Genomic DNA, 24,625 nt, shown 5'->3' with positions numbered 1-24,625 from the left:
TCTGCGAGGCGAATCCATCCCCCGCCCTTCGGGCCGCCCCCTTCTCCAAGGGGGCACTCGCTTAAGGTTATTTTTCAATTATGAGATAACCAATAAGCATGCAGTCTTTCGCGGCTCTGCCGCTGAACCTCAACTCTCAATTCTCAATGTTACTCTTTCTTTTGCGGCGAAGCTGCTGACCCACTATTCAACAAAGGAGTTCCTATGATTCTGGTACAAAATCTGATCTGTGAATTCCCTGACGGGGAGGGGAAGAAACTCCGGGCCCTTTCGGTGCCGGACGTTTCCCTGGACGACGGAGGCCTGGCAGTGATTACCGGACCCTCGGGCACCGGGAAGACCACGTTTCTTCACTGCCTGTCAGGCATGCTCACCCCTTCCTATGGGGATATTGTCATCGATGATGTGCAGCTCACGAGCCTTTCCATGGAAGAGCGGTGCCGGTTCCGGGCGGAGAAGGTGGGCTACGTATTCCAGAAGCCCCTCCTTCTTTCCTGGCTCACGGTGAAGGAGAATATCCGGCTCTCCGCGAAGCTGGCGGGCCGCACCGTGGAGGACAGTGAAATCGAGGACCTCCTTTCTGACGTCGGCCTTTCGGGCATGGGAAACAGGCGGGCTGCCCACCTTTCCGGCGGCCAGCAGCAGCGGGTGTCCTTCCTCCGGGCGGTGGTGCGCCGTCCATCGCTCCTCCTGGCCGATGAACCTACGGCATCCCTGGATGAGGAAAACGGCAGGAAGCTCATGGATATCCTCCTGGATTACCAGCAGAAGTCCGGAGCCACCCTTCTCTGCGCCACCCACGACAAACGGGTGATGGACCGTTTCCCGAAGCGTTACGATGTGCAGAAAGGAGGATTCCTCCCATGCTGAAACTGGCATTCCTGTCCCTTTTCCGGCGGCCTTTGAGGCAGCTGCTCCTGTTCCTCCTGATCCTGGTGACCGCGGCGGTGCCGGTGTACATTCTCCAGGTCACCGGCGGCCTCTATGCAGGCATTAACCGGGCGGTGGAACCATTTCCTATCCTGGCAGGAGCCCGGGGCTCTGCGTACCAGCTGGTGCTGAATACGGTGTTCCTTCGGGACCGGCCGGTGGGCAATATTTCCTATGAAGAAATGAAGAAACTGGAAGACGGCGGCAAGACCCAGGCCGTGTACACCCTGGGATTCGGCGATAACTACCGGGGCTTCCGTATCGCCGGTACCGATGCAGCCCTCTTTGATTACCGGCCAAAGAAAAATAAAGGCCCCTGGCTGGCCATGGGCGAAGGCCGGGTTTTCCAAAACGACGGGGAAGCAGTCATCGGCAGTGAGACCGCCCGGCTCACGGGCCTCAAGGTGGGGGATACCTTCAAGTCCGTCCATGGCACCTCCGCCAAGGGCCATGCCCATGAGCACCCCTTCAAAGTGGCAGGTATCCTTTCCCCTGTTGGCGGCCCCTATGATACGGCCATTTTCATCGACATGAAGGACGTGTGGGAAGCCCACGGGGAAAAGGAAGAGGCGAAACGGGAAGTGACGGCACTTCTCGTGGTGCCGAAGGGCTACAAGGAAGCCATGGAACTTCTGGCGTCGTACCAGAAGAATAAGGAGGTCCAGATGGTCTTCCCATCCCAGTCCATCATTTCCCTCTACGCCATGGTGGGCCAGACCAGGGGCTTCTGGCAGGCCCTCGTTATTTCCCTCCTGGCCATGTCCCTCATCATTACGCTTCTCGTCATGTACTGGAGCGGCCTGTCCCGGCTGCCGGAGCTGGCACTCCTGGAGGCCCTGGGGGCAGGAAAGGGGAAGATCCGGTCCCTGCTCCTCCTGGAGGAGGGGATGCTCCTCTTCCTGGGGAGCCTCGCAGGCTGGTGCGCTGCCTACGGCGGCAGCCTCCTCACGGCGAGGGCCATCGCCAATACGGCGGCCATTACCATGGTCACCGCCCCGGACTGGCGGGGACTCCTCATTATCCCGGTCATCACCATCTGCGGCATGGTGGCAGGCCTCATCCCGGCGGCGCTTCTGGGAAGGAAAGATGTGTCGCAGTATCTGTAGAAGAATTGAGATTTGAGGAAAGAGAATTGAGGTCCCGCGGCGGAGCTGCTGATTTGCATACTGATGGATAGAGTCATCGGCACGGGGCTTCTAGCTTCTAGTTGCTGGCAGTCAAGAAAGCTGGTCCGCTTGCGGTGCTGGGCAGGGGACGGTTGGAGTCACTAAGGGCCGGGCCTTGAGCCTAAAAGAAAGAGTAACATTGAGATTTGAGAGTTGAGGTCCAGCCGCTTTGCGGCAGATGATAGAAGATGGTTGGCGTCATTTGGTGCGGGGCCTTGAGCGGATCGGTCAGCGGCTCTGCCGCAAAGGTGGCGGCGCACAATTCATATGGCGCCGCATTATGATAACGACCAGCGGCTCCGCCGCCGTTGGAATCCTAAAGACTCTAACCCTGTAACGTGGAGATGACTCTACCCAAGCCTCCCCCCAAGCACGAAGTGCGCCAGGGGGGAGGTGCCCGAAGGGCGGAGAGGGGCGCTTGGAGTGAATCGACAGGTAAAGTGAGATTCCGTTTATCTCACAAAGCATGCTGGCGTATATAGTCAACCACCCTAACCAAACCTTCCCCTCAAGGGGAAGGCTTTCTTTTGCGGCTTCGCCGCTGTTGGAATCCTAATGACTGTAACTCCAAAACGTGAAAATGACTCTACCCGAGCCTCCCCTCCCAAGCACGAAGTGCGCCAGGGGGGAGGTGCCCGAAGGGCGGAGAGGGGCATCCGAAAGGGTCCTATTGGTGGGAATGTAATTTCCTGTATTCTCACCTGGCATATTAACGTGCATAGTCAACCACCCTAACCAAACCTTCCCCTCGAGGGGAAGGCTTACTATCGCGGCTCCGCCGCTGTTGGAATCCTGATGACTGTAACCGTATAAGGTGAAAATGACTCTGCAGGAGGCTCTCTTCCCAGAAGAGAGCTGTCCACGGGACTGAGAGATGGTGACGGGGATTGATGGAAGCGCCGCAGGCTGGACCTCAAATCTCAACTCTCAAATCTCAACTCTTTCTTTTCCCCGCAGGGCCTGTCCAGCTCAAGGCTCAAGGCTCAAAGCTCAAAGCCCCTGCATATAGGGCTCTAACTGTACTTGGGAAAATTTTCTGAAAAACTTCATTTCCTGTCTTGACAGATGAAAAGGCAGGATGTATTATGTCTACAAGCTTCTGAAAGCGAAATACATACAAGCGATGAACGAGAAAAAGGTTGCCTTTGATCTTGCAGAGAGCCGGTGGGTGATGAAAACCGGCAGACGAGGGTTTACTGTTAGTCACTCGAGAGCTTTCCAGCCGAATATAGTAAGCAGGAACGTCCATTCACGTTACGAATATGGAACCGCAAGTATAATGTAGGGTGGTACCGCGAATCAATTCGCCCCTATCTCCGGCGCAGGCTGGAGGTAGGGGCGTTCTGTTTTACAGGGGCATTCTATATATACGGCGGCGAGAGAGATAAACCAGAGTGGTACCGCGGAACATCCGCCCCTGTCGGCAGCATCAGACTGCCGACAGGGGCGTTTTTGTTTTCTTCATCCCTGTGTCATCAGAAGTTGGTCAAAAAGGAATAAGGTAGGAACAGCATTTTACGAAAGGGGTTTTCACTATGCAGAAGAAATGGTTAAAAGGTATGGCAGCAATTATGGCAGCAGCAGCAATCTGCGGCGCATTCGCAGGATGCGGCGGCAGCAAGAAGGCAGGCGGTGACACCAGCGGTGCACAGACCGTCAAATTCGGTTTCCTCGGCGCTTACACCGGCCCGGCCGCTGCCTATGGCCAGGCCATGAAGGATGGCACGGAACTGGCGGTAGAAGAAATCAATAAGAATCCGAACACCAAGATCAAGATCGACCTCAAGACCTACGATACCAAGGGCAACAAGGCAGAAGCCATCAACGCCATGAAGAAGGCCATCGAGCAGGATAAGGTCCTCGCCGTGGAAGGACCGACCCTTTCGGGCTCCATGTTTGCCGCAGGCCCCATTGCCCAGCAGTCCAAGATGGTTGCCTTTGGTACCGGCACCACCGCTCCTGGCATCACGGACATCGGCGACTATATCTTCCGGAACGCTATCCCCGGTAAGATGGCCATTCCGATTACCGTAAAGAAGGCCCATGACAAGCTGGGCTTCCAGAAGGTAGCTATCATGTACTCCAACAACAATGACCAGATGGTCGGTGAACATGGTATCTACGAAGAACTGTTCAAGAAGATGGGTATCGACATCATCGATACCGAAACCTTCGCCGACAAGGATACGGATTTCTCTGCACAGCTCACAAAGATCCAGGCTGCTAACCCCGATGTCATCTGCATCGCCGGCCTGTACCAGGAAGGGGCCCTCATCGTAAAGAAGGCCCGTGAAATGGGCATGAACCAGCCCATCATCGGCAACAACGGCTTCAACAGCCCGGCATACATTGAACAGGCCGGCGCCGCTGCAGAAGGCACCCTCGTAGCTACTCCGTGGAACGCGGAACGGAAGACCGAAAAGGCACAGAACTTCCGGAAAGCATTCAAGGAAAAATATGGCCACGAACCGGACCAGTTCTCTGCCCAGGCTTACGATGCCATTTACGTTATGCATGAAGCCGTAGAAAAATCCGGCAGCACCACGGACCGCAAGAAATTCCGTGATGCCCTGGCCCAGATCAAGGACTTCGAAGGGGCTACCGGCAAGTTCCAGTTCGATGACCACAGGGATCCGAAGATGGACCTGGACGTTCTCCAGGTGAAAGATGGAAAGTGGGTTCCTTTCGCTTAATAGATAGACTTTGATAAAAGAATAACCATTTCCGGTGAAAACCGAAGAGCAGCGGGGCTGTTGGATCGTGCAGTCCCGCTGCTTTTTTTGTTGGTACATGGGCTGGTGTACGACCGTATGGAGCTTCCAGCTGCTGGCTGCTGGCTTTCAGGAAAGATGGTCAGCCTGCGGTAAAAAGAAAGATTTGAGATTTGAGAGTTGAGAGTTGAGGTCCCGCGGCTCCGCCGCTGTTGGAGTCCTGATGACTCTATCCCCAAAACGTGGAAATGACTCTGCAGGAGGCTCTCTTCTCCGAAGAGAGCTGCCCACGGGGCTGAGAGATGGTGATGGAAGCGCCGCAGGCTGGCTCCCTCGGCCTCAATCTCGACCTCGATCTCGATCTCAACAAGGGGGTGCATTTGCTGCGAAGGGAAGGAGAGGGGTTGAAAAGATCTGTATTCCCGACCACGAGAAAGATTTCTCGACTGATCGAAGCTGTAGCGATTCTTGCCTTTAGAGTCATATGGCATGTTCACACCCGTGGGGAAGCGTGTCACTGGATTCTCAGTCGCCTACGGCTCCTTGCGAATCCAGTTCCCTTGCCACCGCTCGAAATGACGGCAATCGCTTAGCGTCAGTCAGGCCAGCGGGTGGGGTGTGGATGGTGTCATCAGCGGAGACATCGGACGGCCAGACTGCAGATGTCAGACAGGTTCAGCCTGCGGCGCCTCTATGAGCTGACCTCCGTCTGCTTCGCAGAACCCGCCTCTGCGAGGTGGATCCATCCCCTGGCCTTTGGCCTGCCCCCCTTCTCCAAGGGCCTGCATGCTATTGATATTCTCAAAAGGTGAGAAATCCATTAGTATGCAGCCTTTTGCGGCTCTGCCGCTGAACCTCAACTCGCAACTCTCAAATCTCAAATCTATCTCGTCTACAGTCCCAATATAAAAGGTCTGCGGCGAAGCCGCAGACCCACTAACTCACTAACTCACTATCCCACTGTCCCACTGTCTCACTATATCCTTCTCCCCGCTTTCAGGCGCTTCAGGATTTCCCGGCCGATTTCCTGGTTCAGGTAGGCGTAGCAGTAGGCGTTCAGGATGAAGACGAGGCCCAGCATGACCATGCCGGAGGTGGTGAAGACTGCCTTTCCCGGGTCCGGGTCGAAGCCGAAGACCGTGGACAGGGGTTTCCAGATCCACTGGATCATGGAGACGAAGCGGTCGATGGCGCTGGTGAGGGCGTCGGCTATGCCGAGAATATAGATGGATACGGCGATTTTATAGGACATTTCCACGATGTAGGCCAATGCCGTCAGGTGGAGGGTCTTTGCAAAGGACAGGTTGTGCCGAAATCCGTATCCCATGGCCAGTCCCAGTGCCGCCGCATAGAAGGCGGTGGTGAATCCGATTTCCGGGCCGCCGATGATGTTGACGAGGAAGATTTCCGCCAGGCTGGTTCCCAGTCCCCATTTCATGCCGTGGAGGCTGCAGATCATGGCGATGGGCACCGCCGAGGTGAGCATGGTAATAAATACAAAGAAGGGAGCCAGGAGTTTCAGGAGCACCAGCAGCGCCGCAATGGCAGCAGCTGCCGCTGCTTCTGTGAGGTACCTGGTTTTCTGTACCGATGAATTCACTGTTCTTTTCTGTCCTTTCCAAAGGAAGCGGCCAGGGCTTCCTTCTCTTTTTTCGTTTTCTGTTTCATGTGCCATTCCATTGACCGGGCTTCGTGTTCCGTGGTAAAGGCGGCGTACCAGGCCAGCTTCACCGGGAGCCGGCTCCTGGTGTACCGGGAACCTTTGCCGGCGTTGTGGGTGTCGATCCGTTTCTGCAGGTCATCTACCGTGAAGCCGGTGTAGAGGGAACCGTCGGCGCAGCGAACCATGTAGGTGAAATAGGTTCTCCCTTTATCAGAACCACTCATTGATCCAGTTCTTCTTTGCCGGGAGCATGGTTCCTGCCAGGGACAGGACCCGTTCTTTTTCCATTTCATCCGCCTGGAGCCATTGGATTTTGGAGAGGTCCGCCAGCTCTTCCAGGCTGGCAGCGCCCATGAAGAGTTCCGCAAGGCTTCCTGCGTTAATGCAGAAGGCCGGTTCCGGGATCCCCTCTCCCAGGGTGAGGCCGGAAATGTCTTCGATGTGGCACTTCAGGCTGTAGAAGACGTCTTCTTTCAGGGCACTGATTTTCCCGTTTTCCGCCCGGAGCACGTAGATGCCGTTGTTATCGGGGAGGAAGGAATCCACCAGCTGGAATGCCAGCTCTTCTCCTTCCAGTTCTTCCGGGCAGGGGAGGCCGTCGAAGGCGGTGACGGGGTCGGTGATCCGGGCCATCATGTAGGGGAAGGTCCGGTTCCGGATATAGGTATGTTCGGCGCCGTCATTCCAGTAGCGGAAGGACCGGTCATCCAGCGGTTCCTGCCACAGGCAGCGGTCCACGGAGCCCCGGTGGCCGGCCATAAAGGCGTAGAGTCCCCGGCGTCCCGTTTCCCGGGCATAGGCCATTTCCGTGGCAATGAGTTTCCTGTCGTCCATGGTGTAAAACAGGTACCCGGAAGGGCCTTTTTCATCATACACCAGGGCGATGTATCCTTCCAGCAGCTGTCCCTTGATATGGGATTTCCAGGAGGCCTCATCCCGAAGGGTATAGCCGTTCCGTTTCTTTGCGAAATCATCGTAGATGGCGGCAAGCTCTTTCCAGTCCGAGTCATTATCCAGGGTACGGGCGGCTGCGGGGCGCTCTGCAATCTTCGCCAATTCCTCCGGCGATGCTTCCCGCTGCCACTGGTGCACGTAGAAACCAAAGCCCAGGGGCAGGTAGTAGGACGCTGCGGAGGGCATGAGAATCACGAAGGGTTTATCCTCTTTGGCAGCCATATGGAAAGCCCCCCGGAGAAGGGATGAGGCAAAGCCCCGGCCCCGGGCGGCGGGGTGGGTGGATACTCCTACAATGTAGTCCGTAGGGAAATCCCGGCCCCGCACCCGGACCGTATAGGGCCGGCGGTGGAGGGAGCAGGCCAGCTGCCCCTTCTCTTCGCCCACCAGCACCGTGGATGGGGTGTAGAGGTCTGTAAAATACCATTGGAAGAAGGGGTCCGATGGCTTTTCGAAGCAGTAAGCCCAGAGGGCTTTGATTTCTTCCGTATCCTTCTCGGAAGCTTTTCGTATTTGCATAATGTCCTCCTGGTGGGGAAAGAAAGAGTAACATTGAGAGTTGAGAGTTGAGGTCCAGCGGCGGAGCCGCGGGCCTTGAGTGGGACAGGCCCTTCGGGCCGGGTGAAGAATGGATGGGCTCGCGTACGACCGTGCGGGGGCTTCTAGCTGCTAGCTGTTAGCTGTCAGGAAAGCTGGCCAGCCTGCGGCAGGTCAGTAGCTGGTGGCTGGAATCTGGTGGCTGGGGCTATCGCGGCTTCGCCGCCGTTGGATTCCTGATGACTCTATCCCCAAAACGTGGAAATGACGCTGCCCAAGCCTCCCCCCAAGCACGAAGTGCGCCAGGGGGGAGGTGCCCGAAGGGCGGAGAGGGGTTGAAAAGACCTGTATTCCCGACTGCGAGAAAGATTTCTCGACTCATCGAAGCTGTAGCGATTCTTGCCTTTAGAGTCATATGGCATGCTCACACCGCTCGAAATGACGGCAATCGTTTAGCGTCAGTCAGGCCTGCGGGCGGAGTGTGGATGGTGTCATTTGGGGCGGAGACATCAGATGGTCAGGCTGCAGATGTCAGACAGGCCCTGCCGGCGGCGCTTCCATCAATCCATCCTGCGGCGGAGCCACGGGCCGGGAGGCGGATGGATGGGCTTGCATACGACCGTGCGGGGGCTTCTAGCTGCTAGCTGTTAGCTGTCAGGAAAGCTGGCCAGCCTGCGGCAGGTCAGTAGCCGGTGGCTGGTATCTGGTGGCTGGGGCTATCGCGGCTTCGCCGCCGTTGGATTCCTGATGACTCTATCCCCAAAACGTGGAAATGACGCTGCCCAAGCCTCCCCCCAAGCACGAAGTGCGCCAGGGGGGAGGTGCCCGAAGGGCGGAGAGGGGTTGAAAAGACCTGTATTCCCGACTGCGAGAAAGATTTCTCGACTCATCGAAGCTGTAGCGATTCTTGCCTTTAGAGTTATATGGCATGCTCACACCGCTCGAAATGACGGCAATCGTTTAGCGTCAGTCAGGCCTGCGGGCGGAGTGTGGATGGTGTCATTTGGGGCGGAGACATCAGATGGTCAGGCTGCAAATGTCAGACAGGCCCTGCCGGCGGCGCTTCCATCAATCCATCCTGCGGCGGAGCCACGGGCCGGGAGGCGGATGGGTGGGTTCGCGTACGACCGTGCGGGGGCTTCTAGCTGCTAGCTGTTAGCTGTCAGGAAAGCTGGCCAGCCTGCGGCAGGTCAGTAGCTGGTGGCTGGTATCTGGTGGCTGGGGCTATCGCGGCTTCGCCGCCGTTGGATTCCTGATGACTCTATCCCCAAAACGTGGAAACGACGCTGCCCAAGCCTCCCCCCAAGCACGAAGTGCGCCAGGGGGGAGGTGCCCGAAGGGCGGAGAGGGGTTGAAAAGACCTGTATTCCCGACTGCGAGAAAGATTTCTCGACTCATCGAAGCTGTAGCGATTCTTGCCTTTAGAGTCATATGGCATGCTCACACCCGTGGGGAAGCGTGTCACTGGATTCTCAGTCGCCTACGGCTCCTTGCGAATCCAGTTCCCTTGCCACCGCTCGAAATGACGGCAATCGTTTAGCGTCAGTCAGGCCTGCGGGCGGAGTGTGGATGGTGTCATTTGGGGCGGAGACATCAGATGGTCAGACTGCAAATGTCAGACAGGCCCTGCCGGCGGCGCTTCCATCAATCCATCCTGCGGCGGAGCCACGGGCCGGGAGGCGGATGGGTGGGTTCGCGTACGACCGTGCGGGGGCTTCTAGCTGCTAGCTGTTAGCTGTCAGGAAAGCTGGCCAGCCTGCGGCAGGTCAGTAGCTGGTGGCTGGTATCTGGTGGCTGGGGCTATCGCGGCTTCGCCGCCGTTGGATTCCTGATGACTCTATCCCCAAAACGTGGAAACGACGCTGCCCAAGCCTCCCCCCAAGCACGAAGTGCGCCAGGGGGGAGGTGCCCGAAGGGCGGAGAGGGGTTGAAAAGACCTGTATTCCCGACTGCGAGAAAGATTTCTCGACTCATCGAAGCTGTAGCGATTCTTGCCTTTAGAGTCATATGGCATGCTCACACCCGTGGGGAAGCGTGTCACTGGATTCTCAGTCGCCTACGGCTCCTTGCGAATCCAGTTCCCTTGCCACCGCTCGAAATGACGGCAATCGTTTAGCGTCAGTCAGGCCTGCGGGCGGAGTGTGGATGGTGTCATTTGGGGCGGGGACATCAGACGGTCAGACTGCAGATGTCAGACAGGCCCTGCCGGCGGCGCTTCCATCAATCCATCCTGCGGCGGAGCCGCAGAACCTCAATTCTCTTCACTCAATTCTCAAATCTATTTCTTGAGCACCACATCAAATTTTTCTGTCAGGTGGTCCGGGTTGTAGCCCATCTTGGCTTCCCGGAGGCCCGGGACGCCCAGGTCTTCTTCCCGGTTCACGAATTCGGTGTCCGCGAATTCGTGGAGCAGGAAATCCCGGTTAATGGCCTGGTAGAGGCCCCGGATATTGGGGTTTGCCTTTTCGAAGATAATGTGGGCCATCTTTTCGTTTACCAGGTCCCCGTTCGTGAAGGCTTCTACTTTGCCGTAGATGCGGATGATGGCGCCTTTTACGCCCAGAGCATCCCAGTTGTCGAAGCAGAGCTTCATGGCTTCCTCTTCTTCTTCGATGTCCCCATGCCGCTCAAACCATTCATGGATGCCGGCCTTGGCGTCTTCCATGTTGTCCTTCGTAATGGGTTCATACTGGTAGTCCGAATACTGGCGGAGGAAGGAATTCAGGTGGTTCTTCTTCATCCGGAGTTTCTTCCCCGGCAGGGAAATCATGTCCGCCGTGCGGTACACGTATTCCTCATTGTCCCGGTCTTCAATGAAATCATATTTCCCGGGGCAGAGCCGTTCGATCTGCTCTGTCACCCACCGGGAGGCGGATTTCAGGCGGAATTCCATGCCCGCCTTGTCCAGTTCCCGGTGAATCAGGTCCAGTCCGTGGACGAAGTCTTCTTCCTTTTCTGCAAAGGGCGGAAGGAAGAACATATCCTTTCCCTGGCCGGCCCGGATGAAAAGGATGTTATCCTCCACGGCCCACTTCGTGTCGTGGGCTTCCTGCCAGAGGAAGAGGGTGTTGAATGTGCAGTCAATCTGCTCATAATGGTGAACTTTGAAAAAGCCGTCGATCAGGGGCTTGTCTTCAATGCGAAACGATTTGAATTCTATGATGTCCATCTCCTTGTATGGTACAGGTATGCCTGTGAAACATTTAATTTTTTGAATACTTATTATACCATTGTACCACAACAGGGCAAATGAGCAAAAAAGAGAGACTTTACTGCCATTTCAACGGTCCCATGGAGGCCATGCCGCCGTTTTCCTCTTTCACGATAAAGCTTGAGGCCGAAAGAAACTAGCGCCTTGACTCAATCATATTTGTGCTAATGATAACTTAATTATATGATAACTTAGTAATAGATTCGCAAGTGGGAACTACCCCCATAACGCCATTTTGAGCGGTGGCAAAGGAACTGGATTCGCAGAGAGCCGCAGGTGACTGAGAATCCAGTGACACGCTTCCCCTCGGGTGGCAGCATGCAAAATAATTGTACAGGTAAAAGTCGCTATAGCTACGATGAGCCCCAAAATCTTTCTTGCTTTTGGGAATACAGTTTTTCTAACCGTGTTTAGCGTTGTAAGACCGTCAGAGGCATATATCTGGGAGATCTCTCGACTCTATCTCACATTCTATTTTTGCGTATTATGTCATTACGGCGCTTACCACCGCTCGAGATGACGAGTTAGATTTAGAGTCTGCAGTATTTGAAATCGGTATGCAACAGTAGTGCTTCCTCTTTCGTCAACATTAATCATTATCCCAAATGTGATTGAGATGCATCACCAGGGTACCCTTGCCAAATGGGGCCTTTTCCATCATACTATAGATATAGACTCTTATAAATATGGTAAGAAATTTCTGCACTTTTCCAAACAGGAAATAAGGAGGATTTCTATGAAAAACTACGATGTCATTGTTATCGGCACGGGAGCCGGCAATATTGTCACCGACGCCGCCCTGGCAAAGGGGCTGTCCGTGGCGGTCATCGAGCGGAGCCGTTTCGGCGGGACCTGCCTGAACAGGGGCTGCATTCCTACCAAGGTCATGGTGACGGCGGCGAACCGGGTCAGGGAGGCCCGGGAAGGAAGCCGCATCGGCGTCTATGCGGACCATGTCCGGATGGACTGGGATGTGGTGTCGAAGCGGGTGTGGAAAAAAATCGAAGAAAGCCCGGCTATCCGTACATACTATGAGCAGTTTCCCAATGTAGACACCTACAGCGGAACCGCGTCTTTCCTGGATAACCATACTCTCTTGGTGTCCCTGGATGGAGGGGAAACCCTCACCATGAAGGGGGAAAAGATTTTCATCGCCACCGGCGGGCGGACGAATATCCCTGATATTCCGGGGCTCGAAGAGGCGGGGTACGTGGATTCGGAAAAATTCTTCGGTCCCGATTTCCCGAAGAAGCCCTATGAGAGTCTCCTCATCATCGGCGGCGGTCCCATTGGATGCGAGTTTGCCCATGTTTTCAGTACGGCCGGTACGAAGGTGACCATTGTGCAGCATAATGTGCGGATCCTGCCGAAGGAGGAACCGGTGGTGTCCGATTTCCTGCTGGCCGAATTCCGCAGGCTCGGCATAGCGGTGGAACTCAATAAAGAAACCCTGGGAGTCACGGTCAAGAACGGGAAGAAGGTCCTTTCCTTCCGGGACAGGACTACCGGGGAAGAAGGGACGGCGGAGGCCGAAGAAATCCTGGTGGCTCCGGGAATTCGCCCCATGACGGAACTGCTGCATCTGGAAAATACGGATGTCCGGCTGGACCGGCGGGGATATATCGAAACCAACGAATTCCTGGAAACCACGGCAGAAGGCATCTGGGCCCTGGGGGATGTGAACGGGAAGGCTCCTTTCCGGCACAAGGCAAACTACGAGGCCGAAATCCTGGCGCATAACCTCTTCTCTGGAAACGCTCCGGAACAGTGGCGGTGGGCGGACTACAGCGCCGTCCCTGCTGTGACCTATACCTATCCCGAAGCGGCCCATGTGGGAATGACGGAGGAAGAGGCAAAGAAAAAGGGGCATATCGTGGAAACGGCGGTGAACCATTATTCCACCTCCGCCAAGGGGTATGCCCTGGGCTATGAACCGGGAGATCCGGATGACGGCTTTGTGAAGCTGGTGATTGACGGGAAAACGAAGGACATCCTGGGCGCTCATATCGTGGGCCCTGAAGCGTCTATCCTCATCCAGCCCTTCGTGGATGCCCTCATGGCAGGCACCCATACCATCTGTCCCATCCATGAAGACATTGCCTCGGAAACGGCGAAAAAACTCCGGGCCCTGCCCCTGACAAGGACCCTTCCGCCCCGTTCCGTATATACCTTCAGCGAAACCATGACGCCCCACCCTTCCCTGTCGGAAGTGGTCATGTGGACGAGATATTATTATGAGAAGAAGTAAATGGGAATGAATTGAGAGTTGGGGGAAAGAGAATTGAGTTCCGGACGCTTTGCGGCAGGATGGGGAGTCCGGCAGCTGGCGGTTGGGACTGTCGCGGCTTTGACGCTGGATCTTAACGGAACTCTCTACTTTTTCCCAGATTTCATATAAGAAAGGAAGCATATGATGAATTGGAAAAGAGGGGGACTCCTGCTGCTCCTGGGAGGGGCCCTTTTGCTGGGAGGTATGCCGGTTTCCGAAGCCTCCCTGTGGCCGGGACTGGGGGTGAAGGTGTCCGAGAAGTCCGGCGCCTTCCGGACCGACGATTACCATCTGGGAAATACACTGCTCCGGAGCCCGTACCTGGTGGCCCACCTGAATAATGATACCTATGCGGGCAACGTGAATGCCGCCATTGCCCGTGAGAAAACCCGGTTCCTGGAGGAACTGAAAAAAGATAACGAGACAGTCACCACCGATGGGTGGATGAGCTGGCATGAGGGGCTGGTGGGCAATTTCATCAGCAACAATGAGGGCATCACCAGCATCGTCCTTATCGAGCAGAAACTGTCTGCCGGCGCGGAACACGGCGTGACATTCGCCAAGGGCCTCAACTTTGACGGCACCGGAAATCTCATGGATCTCTCTGCGGTTCTCCCGAATCTCACGGTGGACGATGTGAACCACTGTATAGAGACCACGGCAAAGAAAAAGGGCATCACCCTGCTGGAGAACCACACAGTCACCGAGCTCCCCACGAATTTCTACGTAGGAAAGAACCGGGTGGTCTATGCCATTTACCAGCAGGATGACCTGACACCCTTTGATGAGGGCGTATTTTCTGTGGCTATTGGGAAAGTGTGAAAGGGAAAGAATTGAGATTAACATTGAGAATTGAGGTCCAGCCGCTTCGCGGCAGATGGACGGCATGTGGTTGGTGTCATTTGGGACGGGGCCTTTGGCCTTGAGCCTTGGGCTAGACAGCCGCCAGGCTTCCATTCTCTTCATTCAATCCTTTTCCGTAAGGAGGCGTAATCATGAAACTGAAATACATAGCCCTTGCCGCTGCCATTCTCCTGGCACCGGTCGGAGGAGCTTCGGCGGAGTGGGTGTTGGGGCCCTCTCTTTCTGTGGGAGAGATGGACAACGTCTTCACTACGGAGGTCCTGGACCGGGATAGGCTCCATGTGAAGCTTCCGGTGTACCATGGGGACAATCTCCTCACCCGGGCACGGATTAATGGGGCCATCGAAGGGAAGGCCCGTTCCTTTGAGGAATCCCTGGCAAAGAGAAACAGCACCTGGAAGACGGAGGGCTGGATTTCCTGGCAGGAAGGGATGGCGGGAAAGGACAGCCCCTACACCAGTTTCCTCCTGGTCACGTCCACCTACCCTGATCGGGCGGCCCATCCCACCAGCTATGCCCATACCATGACCTTTGATCGCCTCGGCCATCGGGTGACCATACGGGATTTGGAGAAACAGATGCCCACGCTCACGGTGGAAGAAGTGAACCGGCAGATTGAAATCCAGTGCCGGGAGAGGCAGATTCCGATTTTTGAAAAATACCATACCATCCGGAAACTGCCGGATACGTTCTATATCGGAAAGGACGGCCACCTGTACCTGGTTTTCCAGCAGTATGAAATCGCCCCCTATTCCAGCGGCTTCATTGCCATAGATATGGGGAAAATATAGAGTTGAGGTCCGGTTTCCTGGCGGCAAAAGGTGATAAATCGAGGCTGCCGTCAGGATCGAGGGCTTCAAACGCTATGTAGCAGAAAATATCACGGACGGTAAATATCTCAATGTAAGATAATCAGTAAAAATGCAGGTCCTTGGAGAAGGGCCGCGCCAAAGGCGCAGGATGGATTGATGGAGAAATGGCACAGATACCGGATCTCCATGTTTCACTCGACTCCCAAATCCATCACCAACAGGCCGCCATTGGTATGAATCTCCAGAGATACAGGGCCATTTGACAGGTAAGAAGGAAGCATATATAATATGACCAATGGTCAATTTTAGGAGGCTTTATGATGAATAAAAAATGGATTGTTCTCATGACAGCAGGACTCCTCGCTGTTTCCTGCGCAGCTGTTCAGGCGGAAGAGCCGGCACGGCGGAGTATCACGGTTACCGGTACCAGCGAGGTCACGGCGAAGAGCGATATGGCCACCATCAACGTGTCCGTGGAGACATCTTCTCCCAATGTGAAAGCGGCGGCCCGGGAAAATGCAAATACCATGACCGCCGTACGAAATGCGGTCATTGCGGCCGGGGCAGACGCTTCAAAAATCGAGACCCAGAATTACAATATTTATCCCCAGCAGACCTATGACAGCAAGGGCAATGCAAAGGTGAAGGAATACCGCTGCACCAATTCCATGAAGGTGGTGGTGGACCAGCTGTCCAGGACCGGTAATGTCATGGACGCCGCTGTGGAAGCCGGGGCCAATCGCATTGATTCCGTGGATTTCTCCGTGGCCTATCCGGAGGTGTACAAAGATGAGGCCCTGAAGAAGGCGACGGAAGATGCGTACCGGAAGGCAAAAATCATCGCGTCCGCCCTGGGACGGAGTGTGGTGAATGTCATTTCTGCCAGTGATGACAATGTGAATGTGGTCCCCTATCGGATGATGAATGTAAAGCTGGCGGCTGCCCGGGTAGAGGACAGCACTACGCCCATTGATCCCGGTGAATCGAAGATGCAGGGCCGGGTGACTGTGGTCTTTGAGATCGACTGATGGGAGGCGTGCTCACGGATAGAGTCACTGGCATGGGGCTGTTAGCTTTTAGCTTCTAGCTGCTAGGAAAGCTGGTTCGCTTGGTGCGCTGGGGGGCCAGGTGGGCGTGCAAACGGGTGCGGACATTGAGCCTTTAGCCTTGGGCTTTCAGGCCTTGTGGGCCGGGCCTACCAGAATCCTTACCCCAGTGGTGGCTGAGAAGCAGTCAGAGGTTAGTTGTTGGGAGGCGCCGCAGGCTATGGAGCTTTCCTAAAAGCTAAAAGCTAAAAGCTAAAAGCTAGCAGCTAGAAGCCCCCGCTTGGTCGCACGCAGACTTAGCCATACAAGCGCCACAGGCTAAATTCCTCGATCTCAAACTCTATCTCAATCTGGGATAACAGAAAAGAGCCCCAGAAAATGATTCCATTTTCTAAGGCTCTTTTTCTGTTATCCCTATTTCACAATGCAGATATCCTTCAGTGCCCGTTTGGGAACGCAGTAGTTCTTGTTTTCATCCAGGTAGTACTTGATGCTGCCGTTAGCGGGGACTTCCACGATGTGGCTTTCGCAGGACGGGTAGCCCAGGGCCACGAGGAGCCTTGGCTTCCAGTCTTCCGGTACGTCCAGGATAGAGGTGACCTTATTCCATTCTACGGCTCCCAGGATGGCGGAGCCGATGCCGTAGGAGCAGGCGTTGAGGGCAATATTCCGTACCGCAATACCCACATCGATATCGGACCAGGGGTTGGCATGGGCTTCCTTGCAGACCAGGATAAAGGAGACCGGCTGCTCCCCTTCCTTCGGGGTGCCCAGTTCCTTCGGCAGGGCAGCGGCCCAGTGGATGGCGGGCTGCAGGGCCTTTACCAATTCCGGATCCTTTACAAGCACATACCGGAGAACCTGGCCGTTCATGGCACTGGAAACGATGCGCACGTTCTCCATGAGCTCCTCCAGAATTTCAGGAGCAATGGGCTTCTGCTGGAAACGGCGGTAAGTACGGCATTTGACGGAAAGTTCTTTGAAATCCATAGTTTAATCCTCCTTGAGTAATAGATTTGAGAATTGAGAGTCGAGAATTGAGGTCCAGCGGCTTCGCCGCAGGTGATTGAGGAGCGCAGCTGCCACAAAGCGGCTGAAGGTTGTGCGAAGTCCCTGTGTGTCCCAAAGCAAGAAAGATTTCTCCGCTCATCGCAGCTGTAGCAATTCTTAACTACAGATTCACTTGCCATGCTGACACCCGAGGGGAAGCGTGTCACTGGTCGAAATGACGTGGACCGGTTATCAAGCATAGCGGCGCTCTATGAATTGTGCGCCGCCACAACCACTCCTCACTCCTCACTCCTCACTCCTCACTCCTCACTTCTCACTTCTGATTATCCTCCCATTTCCATGGGTGTTTCCTTATGACCCGGTCGGAATAGGGAATGAAGATGGAGATGAGGCCGAAGATGGCGAGGAAGAAGCAGTACCACATGTGGGGTACGATGTCCAATGTATTGATGGTGAGGCCGCTCTGGGAGGCCAGGGCCGCGGCGGTCAAAAGCTGGGCGCCGTAGGGGAGGATCCCCTGGAAAACGCAGGAAAAAATATCCAGGAGGGACGCCGATTTCCTCGGGTCCACCCGGTACTTTGTGCTGATTTTCTTTGCCACGTCCCCGGACACGATGATGGCCACGGTATTATTGGCGGTGGCGCAGTCTACGAGGGATACGAGGACCGCAATGCCCACCTGGGCGGATTTCGTATTCCGGATGCTCTTCTGCAGCTTCTCGATGAGCCAGGCAATGCCGCCGTAGTAGGAAATCATTTCGGAAATGCCGCCGCAGAAGAGGGCGAGGAAGAAGGCTTCGTTCATGCTGGTGAAGCCGGTCCAGATCTGCTGGGCCATGGTGATGATGGTGAGGGTTCCTTCGCCGATGCCGATGATGCCGGCCAGGAAGATGCCTGTCACCAGGACGAGGAATACATTCAGCCCTGCCAGGGCCAGCAGGAGCACCGCCATATAGGGAAGAACCTTCAGGAATGTATAGTCCCCGGCAGCGGGAACGGCGGTACCCGGATTTCCAAGGACCATGAACAGGGCCACCGTGCAGAGGGCGGCAGGAAGGGCGATGAGGAAGTTCACCCGGAATTTATCCTTCAGTTCGCAGCCCTGGGTCCTGGTGGCGGCAATGGTGGTGTCGGAAATCATGGACAGGTTATCGCCGAACATGGCGCCGCCTACGCAGGCGCCCAGGAGCAGGGGCGCAGGGATGCCGCTTTTTTCCGCAATGCCCGCGGCAATGGGGATGATGGCGGCTACGGTGCCCATGGAGGTTCCCGTGGCGGTGCCCATGAAGGCGGATATGAGGAAAATGCCGGCCGTGAGGAACTGGGGCGGAATGAGGCTGATGCCCAGGTTCACCGTGGCATCCCTTCCGCCCATGGCAGCGGCCACGGCGGAGAAAGCGCCGGCCAGGATGTAGATCATGAGCATGGTCATGATATTGTCATTGCCGGCGCCCCTGGCGAAGATGCCGAACTTGTACATAATGGGATCCCGGCTGAGGCAGAAAGCGGAAATCACGGCAATGAACATGGCGGTGACCGAAGGAAACTGGTAAAAGGCCATGGCCGTTCCCTGGAGCTGGAAGTAAATGCCGGCGCCCAGGTAAATGGCGATGAATATGATAAAGGGAAGAAGGGCAAAGGGATTTGCCCGGTTTGGGGATTTGTAGTTCATGGAAACCTCGTGAAAGTTTGGAGTTAGGAGTTAGGAGTGGTGGTGCGGCGCACAAATTATATGGCGCCGCTGATTTTTGATAATTGGTCCGCGTTATTTCAACCGGTGGCAAGGGAACTGGAGTCACAGCAGCGAACATGATTTGAAGGAGCGTAGCGACGCGCAAATCATCGTGAGTCGCTGATAGCCGTGCTGCAGGGAGCCGCAGGCGACTGAGAATCCAGTGACACGCTTCCCCACGGGTGTCAGCATGGCAGGTGACTCTGTAGTTAAGAATCGCTACAGCTGCGATGAGTGAAGGAATCTTTCCTGCTTCGGGAATACAGAGGCTTCGCCGCGGGCCTTGAGCCTTCAGCCTTGTGCCTTGAGCTGGTCAGGCCCTGTGGGCCGGGTGACGGATGGGTGAGTGGGCGTGCAAACGTGCGGGGGCTGCTCGCTGCCAGCTTTTAGCAGCGAGAAAAGCTGGTCCGCCTGCGGTATGGGAATCTGTCGGAATTAGCTGATGGAAGCGCCACAGGCAGATCAGTTTTCCTGACTGCTAACAGCTAGAAGCTAGAAGCTCTTACGCATCTGACTCTATCCATCAGCATGCAAACCCGCCGCGCAGCGGCTGTCCCGCTCAAGGCTCAAGGCTCACTGCTCAAGGCTGGTGCCTATATCTGCATATATGCTGAACCGCGGCGAAGCCGCTTGACCTCAACTCTCTTCACTCAATTCTCAATTCTATTTTTTATTTTATTACCAGCTCATATACCACTTTGATGAAGAAAATCGTGAGCACTGTGATGATGACGGGCTTCACGTTTTTCGCACCGCCCTTGGCGAAGTACTGGGCGCCCAGGTAGTTGCCGGCCATGCCAAAGAGGCCGGCGATGATGCCCAGGGGGAAGAGCACCTTGCCGTTCAGCAGGAATACGCAGAGGGCGGTGATGTTGGTGGTGGAATTGATGACCTTCGTGACGCCGTTGGCCTCTTTCAGGGGCAGGTGGGCCACGCCGGTGAGGAGGAGCAGCAGGAATGTGCCGGTGCCGGGACCGTAGAACCCATCGTATACGCCGATGATGAGGGCCATGAGTACACTCAGGATGGCTGTCTTCTTCCAGGTAAAGGGGGCCTTTTCGGAAATGAGGGCTTTCCCCTTCGTCACGTAAATAGCGGTGAGCGGGAGCACCACCACCATGAAGAGCATGAAAATATGGGCATCCATAAGGAGCGCCAGCCGGGCACCGACGGAGGAACCGGCAAAGGCGAAGACCACGCAGGTGGCAGAGAGCTTCCAGGGAATGAAACCGCTCCTGGCAAACTTGAAAGTGGCAAGAACCGTACCCATGGTGGAGCTCATCTTATTGGTGGCGATGGCATTATGCACCGGAAGGCCGCTGATGAGGTAGGCCGGCAGGGAAATGAGTCCGCCGCCGCCGGCAATGGCATCTACGAACCCCGCAATCATGACCAGGGGGCAGATGATGAGGTATTGAAGAAAGACGTCCATGTAAACTCCTCTAAATGTAAGGTTTAGTATTTCTTCATCATAGCACGGGGAAGAAGATTGGTAAAGAAGATAGAGGTCGAGGGGAATAGGGCCGAAGGCCCTGCGGGTCTAGATCCAGGTCCAGGTTTAGGTCTTTAGCGGCTTCGCCGCAGATGGGCATGCTGGCGGGTAGAGTCATTCGTCCGGAGCTGCTAGCTACTAGCTTCTAGCTGTTAGGAAAACTCCATAGCCTACGGCATGGATATTTGGTCGAATCATCCGATAGAAAGCGCCGCAGGCTGTTCAGCTTTCCTAAAAGCTAAAAGCTAACAGCTAGCAGCCCCCGCACTGATGACTCTACCCGCCAGCATACTAAACCGCCGCAGGCTGAATTCCTCGATCTCAATCTCGGCCTCAATCTTTCCTATCCAAATGGAGTTTCCCTATTATATACTAATGTATATATATTTCTGAAAGGAGAACCTATGGAGACGAAACTGGAGGAGTACAGGGACACCATTATCCGCATGGTGGAGGCAAAGGGATTTCCCGGAGAGCTGGGGGCCCTGGTGGCGGCCACATTGGGCACGGAGTACGCCATGGGCCGCATGATCCGTTACCTGTCCCACGCCGACCCGCAGCGGCCGGAAGAAATCGCCGACGAAATGCTGGCCATCTGCGACGACCGGGACCACTGGCGGGAAAAGAAGGAAGCAGAGTTTTACCAGCAGAAGTATAATCAGTATCTTTGGGATAAAAAGCAGTCCGACGACTGAGGATGGGATAGGGGGCTGGCGAGTGGAGTCATCAGCGGCGAGGCCTTGAGCCATGAGCTGCGTAGGCTCTGCGGGCCGATTCCATCACCATTTTTCACCTTGGTGGGGTGAGGATAGATGATGGGAATTGCTGGAAGCGCCGCAGGCTGTTCTCCTCGATCTCGATCTCAATCTCAATCTCATTCGCCCGCAGGGCCTGGCCAGCTCATGGCCCAGGCTGGCTCATCTGCTTCGCAGAACCCGCCTCTGCGAGGCGGATCCATCCTGCGGCTTTGCCGCGGCCCTTCTCCAAGGGCCTGCATGGTGGGGGATAGTCTCGTCTGGAGTTTTTACCATTGTGAGGGTAACCGTCCACCCGTGCCCCCTTGGAGATGGAGGGCCTTCGGCCGGGCTCTAAGGTGCTCGCTTAATGTGCAGACTATGCTCGCAAATGAGCCCGGCTTGGGCATCCTATGCAGGATGCCCACATAGGATGTCCAAGTTTGGCCTGAATACAAAAGGCGCTTAGCCTGCCCATTAAAGCGCCTTCCTTTTAGGCCAACCGGTGGCAGCCCGAAGGGCAGGGGATGGATCTGCCTCGAAGAGGCAGAATCTGCGAAGCAGAGAAAACGCACCGCATCGCATAAAGAGATAGAATCCAGCGGCTTTATCGCAGGTAAGACGTCAGACAATCAGACGGCAGACGTCGGACCGGACCAGCGGCTTTGCCGCATCCATCCTGCGGCTTTGCCGCGGCCCTTCTCCAAGGGCCTGCATGGTGGGGGATAGTCTCGTCTGGAGTTTTTACCATTGTGAGGGTAACCGTCCACCCGTGCCTCCTTGGAGATGGACATCCTGCATAGGATGTCCAAGTTTGGCCTGAATACAAAAGGCGCTTAGCCTGCCCATTAAAGCGCCTTCCTTTTAGGCCAACCGGTGGCAGCCCGAAGGGCAGGGGATGGATCTGCCTCGAAGAGGCAGAATCTGCAAAGCAGAGGGGGTAAAAGCAGAATCGAGAATTGAATGAAGAAAATTTAGGTCCAGCGGCTGTGCCGCATCCATCCTGCGGCTTTGCCGCGGCCCTTCTCCAAGGGCCTGCATGATCAGGGACAGAGTAACATGGAGTGAAGAAAGCTGGGACCCCGCGTCTTTGCGGCAGTTGGAATCCTGAAGTCTCTAACCGTAAAGCGTGCAATTGCCCCCGCATGAGGCGCCTTCCTTTTGCAATCCAGCCATGAGGGGTACATTGGCGGCGAAGCCGCTGACCGGCTAAAGGCTCCCATACGTTCTACGCATACTCAGCCACATAGCGCCGCAGGCGGTATTCCTGCGGCATAGCCGCGGGACCTTAATTCTCTTCACTCAATTCTCAAATCTTTCTTTTTCCCCGCAGGAGTCTGACCGGATCAAGAAGGGAAAATATATACTCTGCGGCGCTCTATAATTTTGATGCGCCGCACCGCCACTCCTCACTCCTCACTCCTCACTCCTCACTCCTCACTCCTCACTCCGCCCTCCTCACTGACATCCCCTCTGCGATTGATGCTATCCACCAGCGCGATTTACATCAAAATCATTCTATCTATTGCGCCGTAATGATATAATGTATAAGCATCCTTCGGACTTTCACTCCGATGTCGGGAATTTCGGCTTTTTCGGATTTCCCGGAATGATGGTTTATGCGGATTTTCCGCAGAAAGGATAGTGTATGACAGAAAAGAAAAAAGTGGTGGTCGCCATGTCCGGCGGCGTGGACAGCACCCTTACGGCGCGGCTGCTCCTGGACCAGGGCTACGACGTCTATGGAGCCACCATGTACCAGTTCGACGGGCAGGACGAGGAAATCGAAGGGGCCCGGGCCATGGCGGAGTTCATCGGCATTCCCTTCAAGGTCATCGACGTGCGGGAGGCGTACCAGAAATTCGTGCTCTCCTATTTCATCGACGCCTATACGAAGGGTATGACCCCGAATCCCTGCATGATGTGCGATTTCAAGGTGAAATTCGGCCTCTTCTATGATGAAGTGCGGAAGGCCTTCGACGCTCCCTATTTCTCCACCGGCCATTATGCAAGGATTGTCTATAATCCGGAACGCCAGAAATTCGAAGTCCACAAGGGCATCGACCTGGGGAAGGACCAGTCCTACATGATGTACCACCTCACCCAGGACCAGCTGGCCCATATCATTTTTCCCCTGGGCCGGACCTTCAAGAAAGATACCCGCCGGATTTCCAGGGAAAAGGGGCTTCCTACCTATAATAAGGCGGAATCCCAGGATATCTGCTTCCTGACCAGCGAGAAATCCTACGTGGAATTCCTGCAGAACCATGCGCCTGAGGCATTCAAGCCCGGTGATATTGTGGATAAGAAGGGACGGGTCCTGGGCCATCACCGGGGCATTCCCTACTACACCATCGGCCAGCGGAAGGGCTTGGGCATTGCGGCCGGGACCCCTCTCTACGTGACGGCCCTGCGGCCTGACAAGAACCAGGTGGTGGTGGGAGAAAATGAGGACCTCTTCCGCACCCGGCTCCTGGCAGACGAACTTCACTTCACAGACGACGTGGCACCGGCAGAAGAATTCCGGTGCCAGGCAAAGATCCGCTACGGTATCCGGGTCCACGACTGCACGGTGACCCTGGGAAAGAATGGCCGGGCGGTAGTGAAATTCGACGAGCCCCAGCGGGCCATCACCACCGGCCAGTCCGTGGTATTCTACGATGACGACCGCCTTATCGGCGGAGGCACCATCCTGAGGGCGCTGTAAGGAAATCGGCATTCGGCGAGAAAGAGTTGAGATTTGAGGTCCCGCGGCTTTGCCGCCGATGAGATATCAGACGCTCAGGCAGTCAGACGTCAGACCGGATCCGCCTTCGGCGGGGGCTGTGTCCTGCGGACATGGCTATGGCCTGACGCCAAGGCAAAGGCTGCTGCTTGGGCTCAAGGAAGAAATTATATAATCCGCGGTGCTGTTTGATTTGTGCGCCGCACCACCATTCCTGATTCCTGATTTACCACCTTTGGCCCTATACATCCGATGGGCCGTCAGATGGACATAAGCCACACAAAAAGAGCTATGCAATCTTGCATAGCTCTCTTTTTTATCTATTTATCTCAGCCCAAATACCCTGGCCAGGATTCCTGCTTTCCTGCCTTTTCTGGCAGAAGCAGCCCATTCGGCGGATTTGGCATCGGCATGCTTTACTTTATAGGCGCAGAAGGCGCGGTAACTGTCCATGTCTACAAGGATGACACAGACCTTTTCATTCCGGCAGCGGCGCTGGAGCAGTCTCTCGTCGGAGGCCATGGGAAAGGGGATTTCCTTTTCTTCCATTTCTCGAAGGGAAGCAGCCATGGCTGCGCGGGCCCTGGTAGCGGTTTCATCCATGGAGCGGCCAAAGGCCTGGCATCCGGGGATGTCCGGGAATACAGCGGAAAAGGTTCCTTTTTCAGCGTCATGCGAAAATACGGCGGGATAGAAATATTTCATCGTTTCCCCCCTTTCCACTGCACTTGATTTCTCATAAAAACTTGGTCATTTTTATTCTATACC

The 24,625-nt window shown here is 55.5% G+C and carries 17 protein-coding genes and 1 other annotated feature; of the genes, 9 read left to right on the top strand and 8 right to left on the bottom strand.

The window, feature by feature from the left end; genetic code table 11:
* Positions 1-204 precede the first annotated feature (204 nt).
* The 3 genes from ACFWUL_RS10150 (at position 205) to ACFWUL_RS10140 (ending at position 4,789) form a co-directional block, all read left to right on the top strand.
* Positions 205-870 carry an ABC transporter ATP-binding protein gene (locus ACFWUL_RS10150; protein ID WP_416177195.1) on the top strand — a complete coding sequence of 222 codons (666 nt, stop codon included), beginning with the start codon at positions 205-207 and terminating at the stop codon, positions 868-870.
* Positions 864-2,036: an ABC transporter permease gene (locus ACFWUL_RS10145; RefSeq protein WP_416177194.1), complete on the top strand. Its 1,173-nt coding sequence runs from the start codon at positions 864-866 to the stop codon at positions 2,034-2,036. The genes ACFWUL_RS10150 and ACFWUL_RS10145 overlap by 7 nt, the downstream gene beginning before the upstream one ends.
* 1,174 nt (positions 2,037-3,210) lie before the next feature.
* Positions 3,211-3,411 (top strand) — a binding site (T-box leader).
* 220 nt (positions 3,412-3,631) lie between these two features.
* Entirely contained in the window at positions 3,632-4,789 is a 1,158-nt protein-coding gene (locus ACFWUL_RS10140) for an ABC transporter substrate-binding protein (RefSeq protein ID WP_297023165.1), read from the top strand.
* Between the two features lie 994 nt (positions 4,790-5,783).
* Here ACFWUL_RS10140 and ACFWUL_RS10135 read toward each other — a convergent pair.
* From ACFWUL_RS10135 to ACFWUL_RS10120, 4 genes are all read right to left on the bottom strand, one after another.
* Positions 5,784-6,407, bottom strand: a complete 624-nt coding sequence (locus ACFWUL_RS10135) for a DUF2232 domain-containing protein (protein WP_296099105.1) — start codon at positions 6,405-6,407, stop codon at positions 5,784-5,786.
* Entirely contained in the window at positions 6,404-6,694 is a 291-nt protein-coding gene (locus tag ACFWUL_RS10130) for a GIY-YIG nuclease family protein (RefSeq protein WP_416177193.1), read from the bottom strand. Before ACFWUL_RS10130 ends, ACFWUL_RS10135 begins: the two co-directional genes overlap by 4 nt.
* Complete coding sequence (gene eis, locus ACFWUL_RS10125; RefSeq protein WP_416177192.1) at positions 6,681-7,943, bottom strand: enhanced intracellular survival protein Eis; 1,263 nt, start codon at positions 7,941-7,943, stop codon at positions 6,681-6,683. Before eis ends, ACFWUL_RS10130 begins: the two co-directional genes overlap by 14 nt.
* 2,296 nt (positions 7,944-10,239) lie before the next feature.
* Entirely contained in the window at positions 10,240-11,130 is an 891-nt protein-coding gene (locus ACFWUL_RS10120) for a DUF2156 domain-containing protein (RefSeq protein ID WP_297019560.1), read from the bottom strand.
* A gap of 778 nt (positions 11,131-11,908) precedes the next feature.
* Here ACFWUL_RS10120 and ACFWUL_RS10115 point away from each other — a divergent pair.
* From ACFWUL_RS10115 to ACFWUL_RS10100, 4 genes are all read left to right on the top strand, one after another.
* The gene (locus ACFWUL_RS10115; protein WP_416177191.1) at positions 11,909-13,420 is read left to right on the top strand and encodes a dihydrolipoyl dehydrogenase family protein; all 1,512 of its coding nucleotides are present in this window, start codon (positions 11,909-11,911) and stop codon (positions 13,418-13,420) included.
* Between the two features lie 162 nt (positions 13,421-13,582).
* Entirely contained in the window at positions 13,583-14,263 is a 681-nt protein-coding gene (locus ACFWUL_RS10110) for a hypothetical protein (RefSeq protein ID WP_416177190.1), read from the top strand.
* Between the two features lie 173 nt (positions 14,264-14,436).
* Positions 14,437-15,096, top strand: coding sequence for an RsiV family protein (locus tag ACFWUL_RS10105; RefSeq protein WP_416177189.1), 660 nt, complete (start codon positions 14,437-14,439; stop codon positions 15,094-15,096).
* Positions 15,097-15,434: 338 nt separating this feature from the next.
* A complete protein-coding gene (locus ACFWUL_RS10100; RefSeq protein WP_416177188.1) occupies positions 15,435-16,145 on the top strand; it encodes an SIMPL domain-containing protein in 711 nt (236 codons plus the stop codon).
* A 432-nt stretch (positions 16,146-16,577) separates the two neighbouring features.
* Here the strand turns inward: ACFWUL_RS10100 and ACFWUL_RS10095 are convergent, their stop codons facing one another.
* From ACFWUL_RS10095 to ACFWUL_RS10085, 3 genes are all read right to left on the bottom strand, one after another.
* The gene (locus ACFWUL_RS10095; RefSeq protein ID WP_416177187.1) at positions 16,578-17,153 is read right to left on the bottom strand and encodes a nitroreductase family protein; all 576 of its coding nucleotides are present in this window, start codon (positions 17,151-17,153) and stop codon (positions 16,578-16,580) included.
* Between the two features lie 334 nt (positions 17,154-17,487).
* Positions 17,488-18,846, bottom strand: a complete 1,359-nt coding sequence (locus ACFWUL_RS10090) for a Na+/H+ antiporter NhaC family protein (RefSeq protein WP_416177186.1) — start codon at positions 18,844-18,846, stop codon at positions 17,488-17,490.
* A gap of 730 nt (positions 18,847-19,576) precedes the next feature.
* Positions 19,577-20,338, bottom strand: coding sequence for a sulfite exporter TauE/SafE family protein (locus tag ACFWUL_RS10085; RefSeq protein ID WP_416177185.1), 762 nt, complete (start codon positions 20,336-20,338; stop codon positions 19,577-19,579).
* Positions 20,339-20,802: 464 nt separating this feature from the next.
* Here ACFWUL_RS10085 and ACFWUL_RS10080 point away from each other — a divergent pair, with 464 nt between their 5' ends.
* Both ACFWUL_RS10080 and mnmA read left to right on the top strand, forming a co-directional pair.
* The gene (locus tag ACFWUL_RS10080; protein WP_416177184.1) at positions 20,803-21,093 is read left to right on the top strand and encodes a hypothetical protein; all 291 of its coding nucleotides are present in this window, start codon (positions 20,803-20,805) and stop codon (positions 21,091-21,093) included.
* Between the two features lie 1,687 nt (positions 21,094-22,780).
* Positions 22,781-23,839: a tRNA 2-thiouridine(34) synthase MnmA gene (mnmA, locus tag ACFWUL_RS10075; RefSeq protein ID WP_416177183.1), complete on the top strand. Its 1,059-nt coding sequence runs from the start codon at positions 22,781-22,783 to the stop codon at positions 23,837-23,839.
* A gap of 342 nt (positions 23,840-24,181) precedes the next feature.
* On the opposite strand, the gene ACFWUL_RS10070 is transcribed toward mnmA, so the two are convergent.
* Positions 24,182-24,562, bottom strand: a complete 381-nt coding sequence (locus ACFWUL_RS10070) for a type II toxin-antitoxin system HicB family antitoxin (RefSeq protein ID WP_416177182.1) — start codon at positions 24,560-24,562, stop codon at positions 24,182-24,184.
* Positions 24,563-24,625 lie beyond the last annotated feature (63 nt).

The organism is Dialister sp. (genome assembly GCF_047832375.1).
Taxonomy (GTDB): Bacteria; Bacillota; Negativicutes; order Veillonellales; family Dialisteraceae; genus Dialister.
This window is presented reverse-complemented; position numbering and strand designations above follow the sequence as displayed.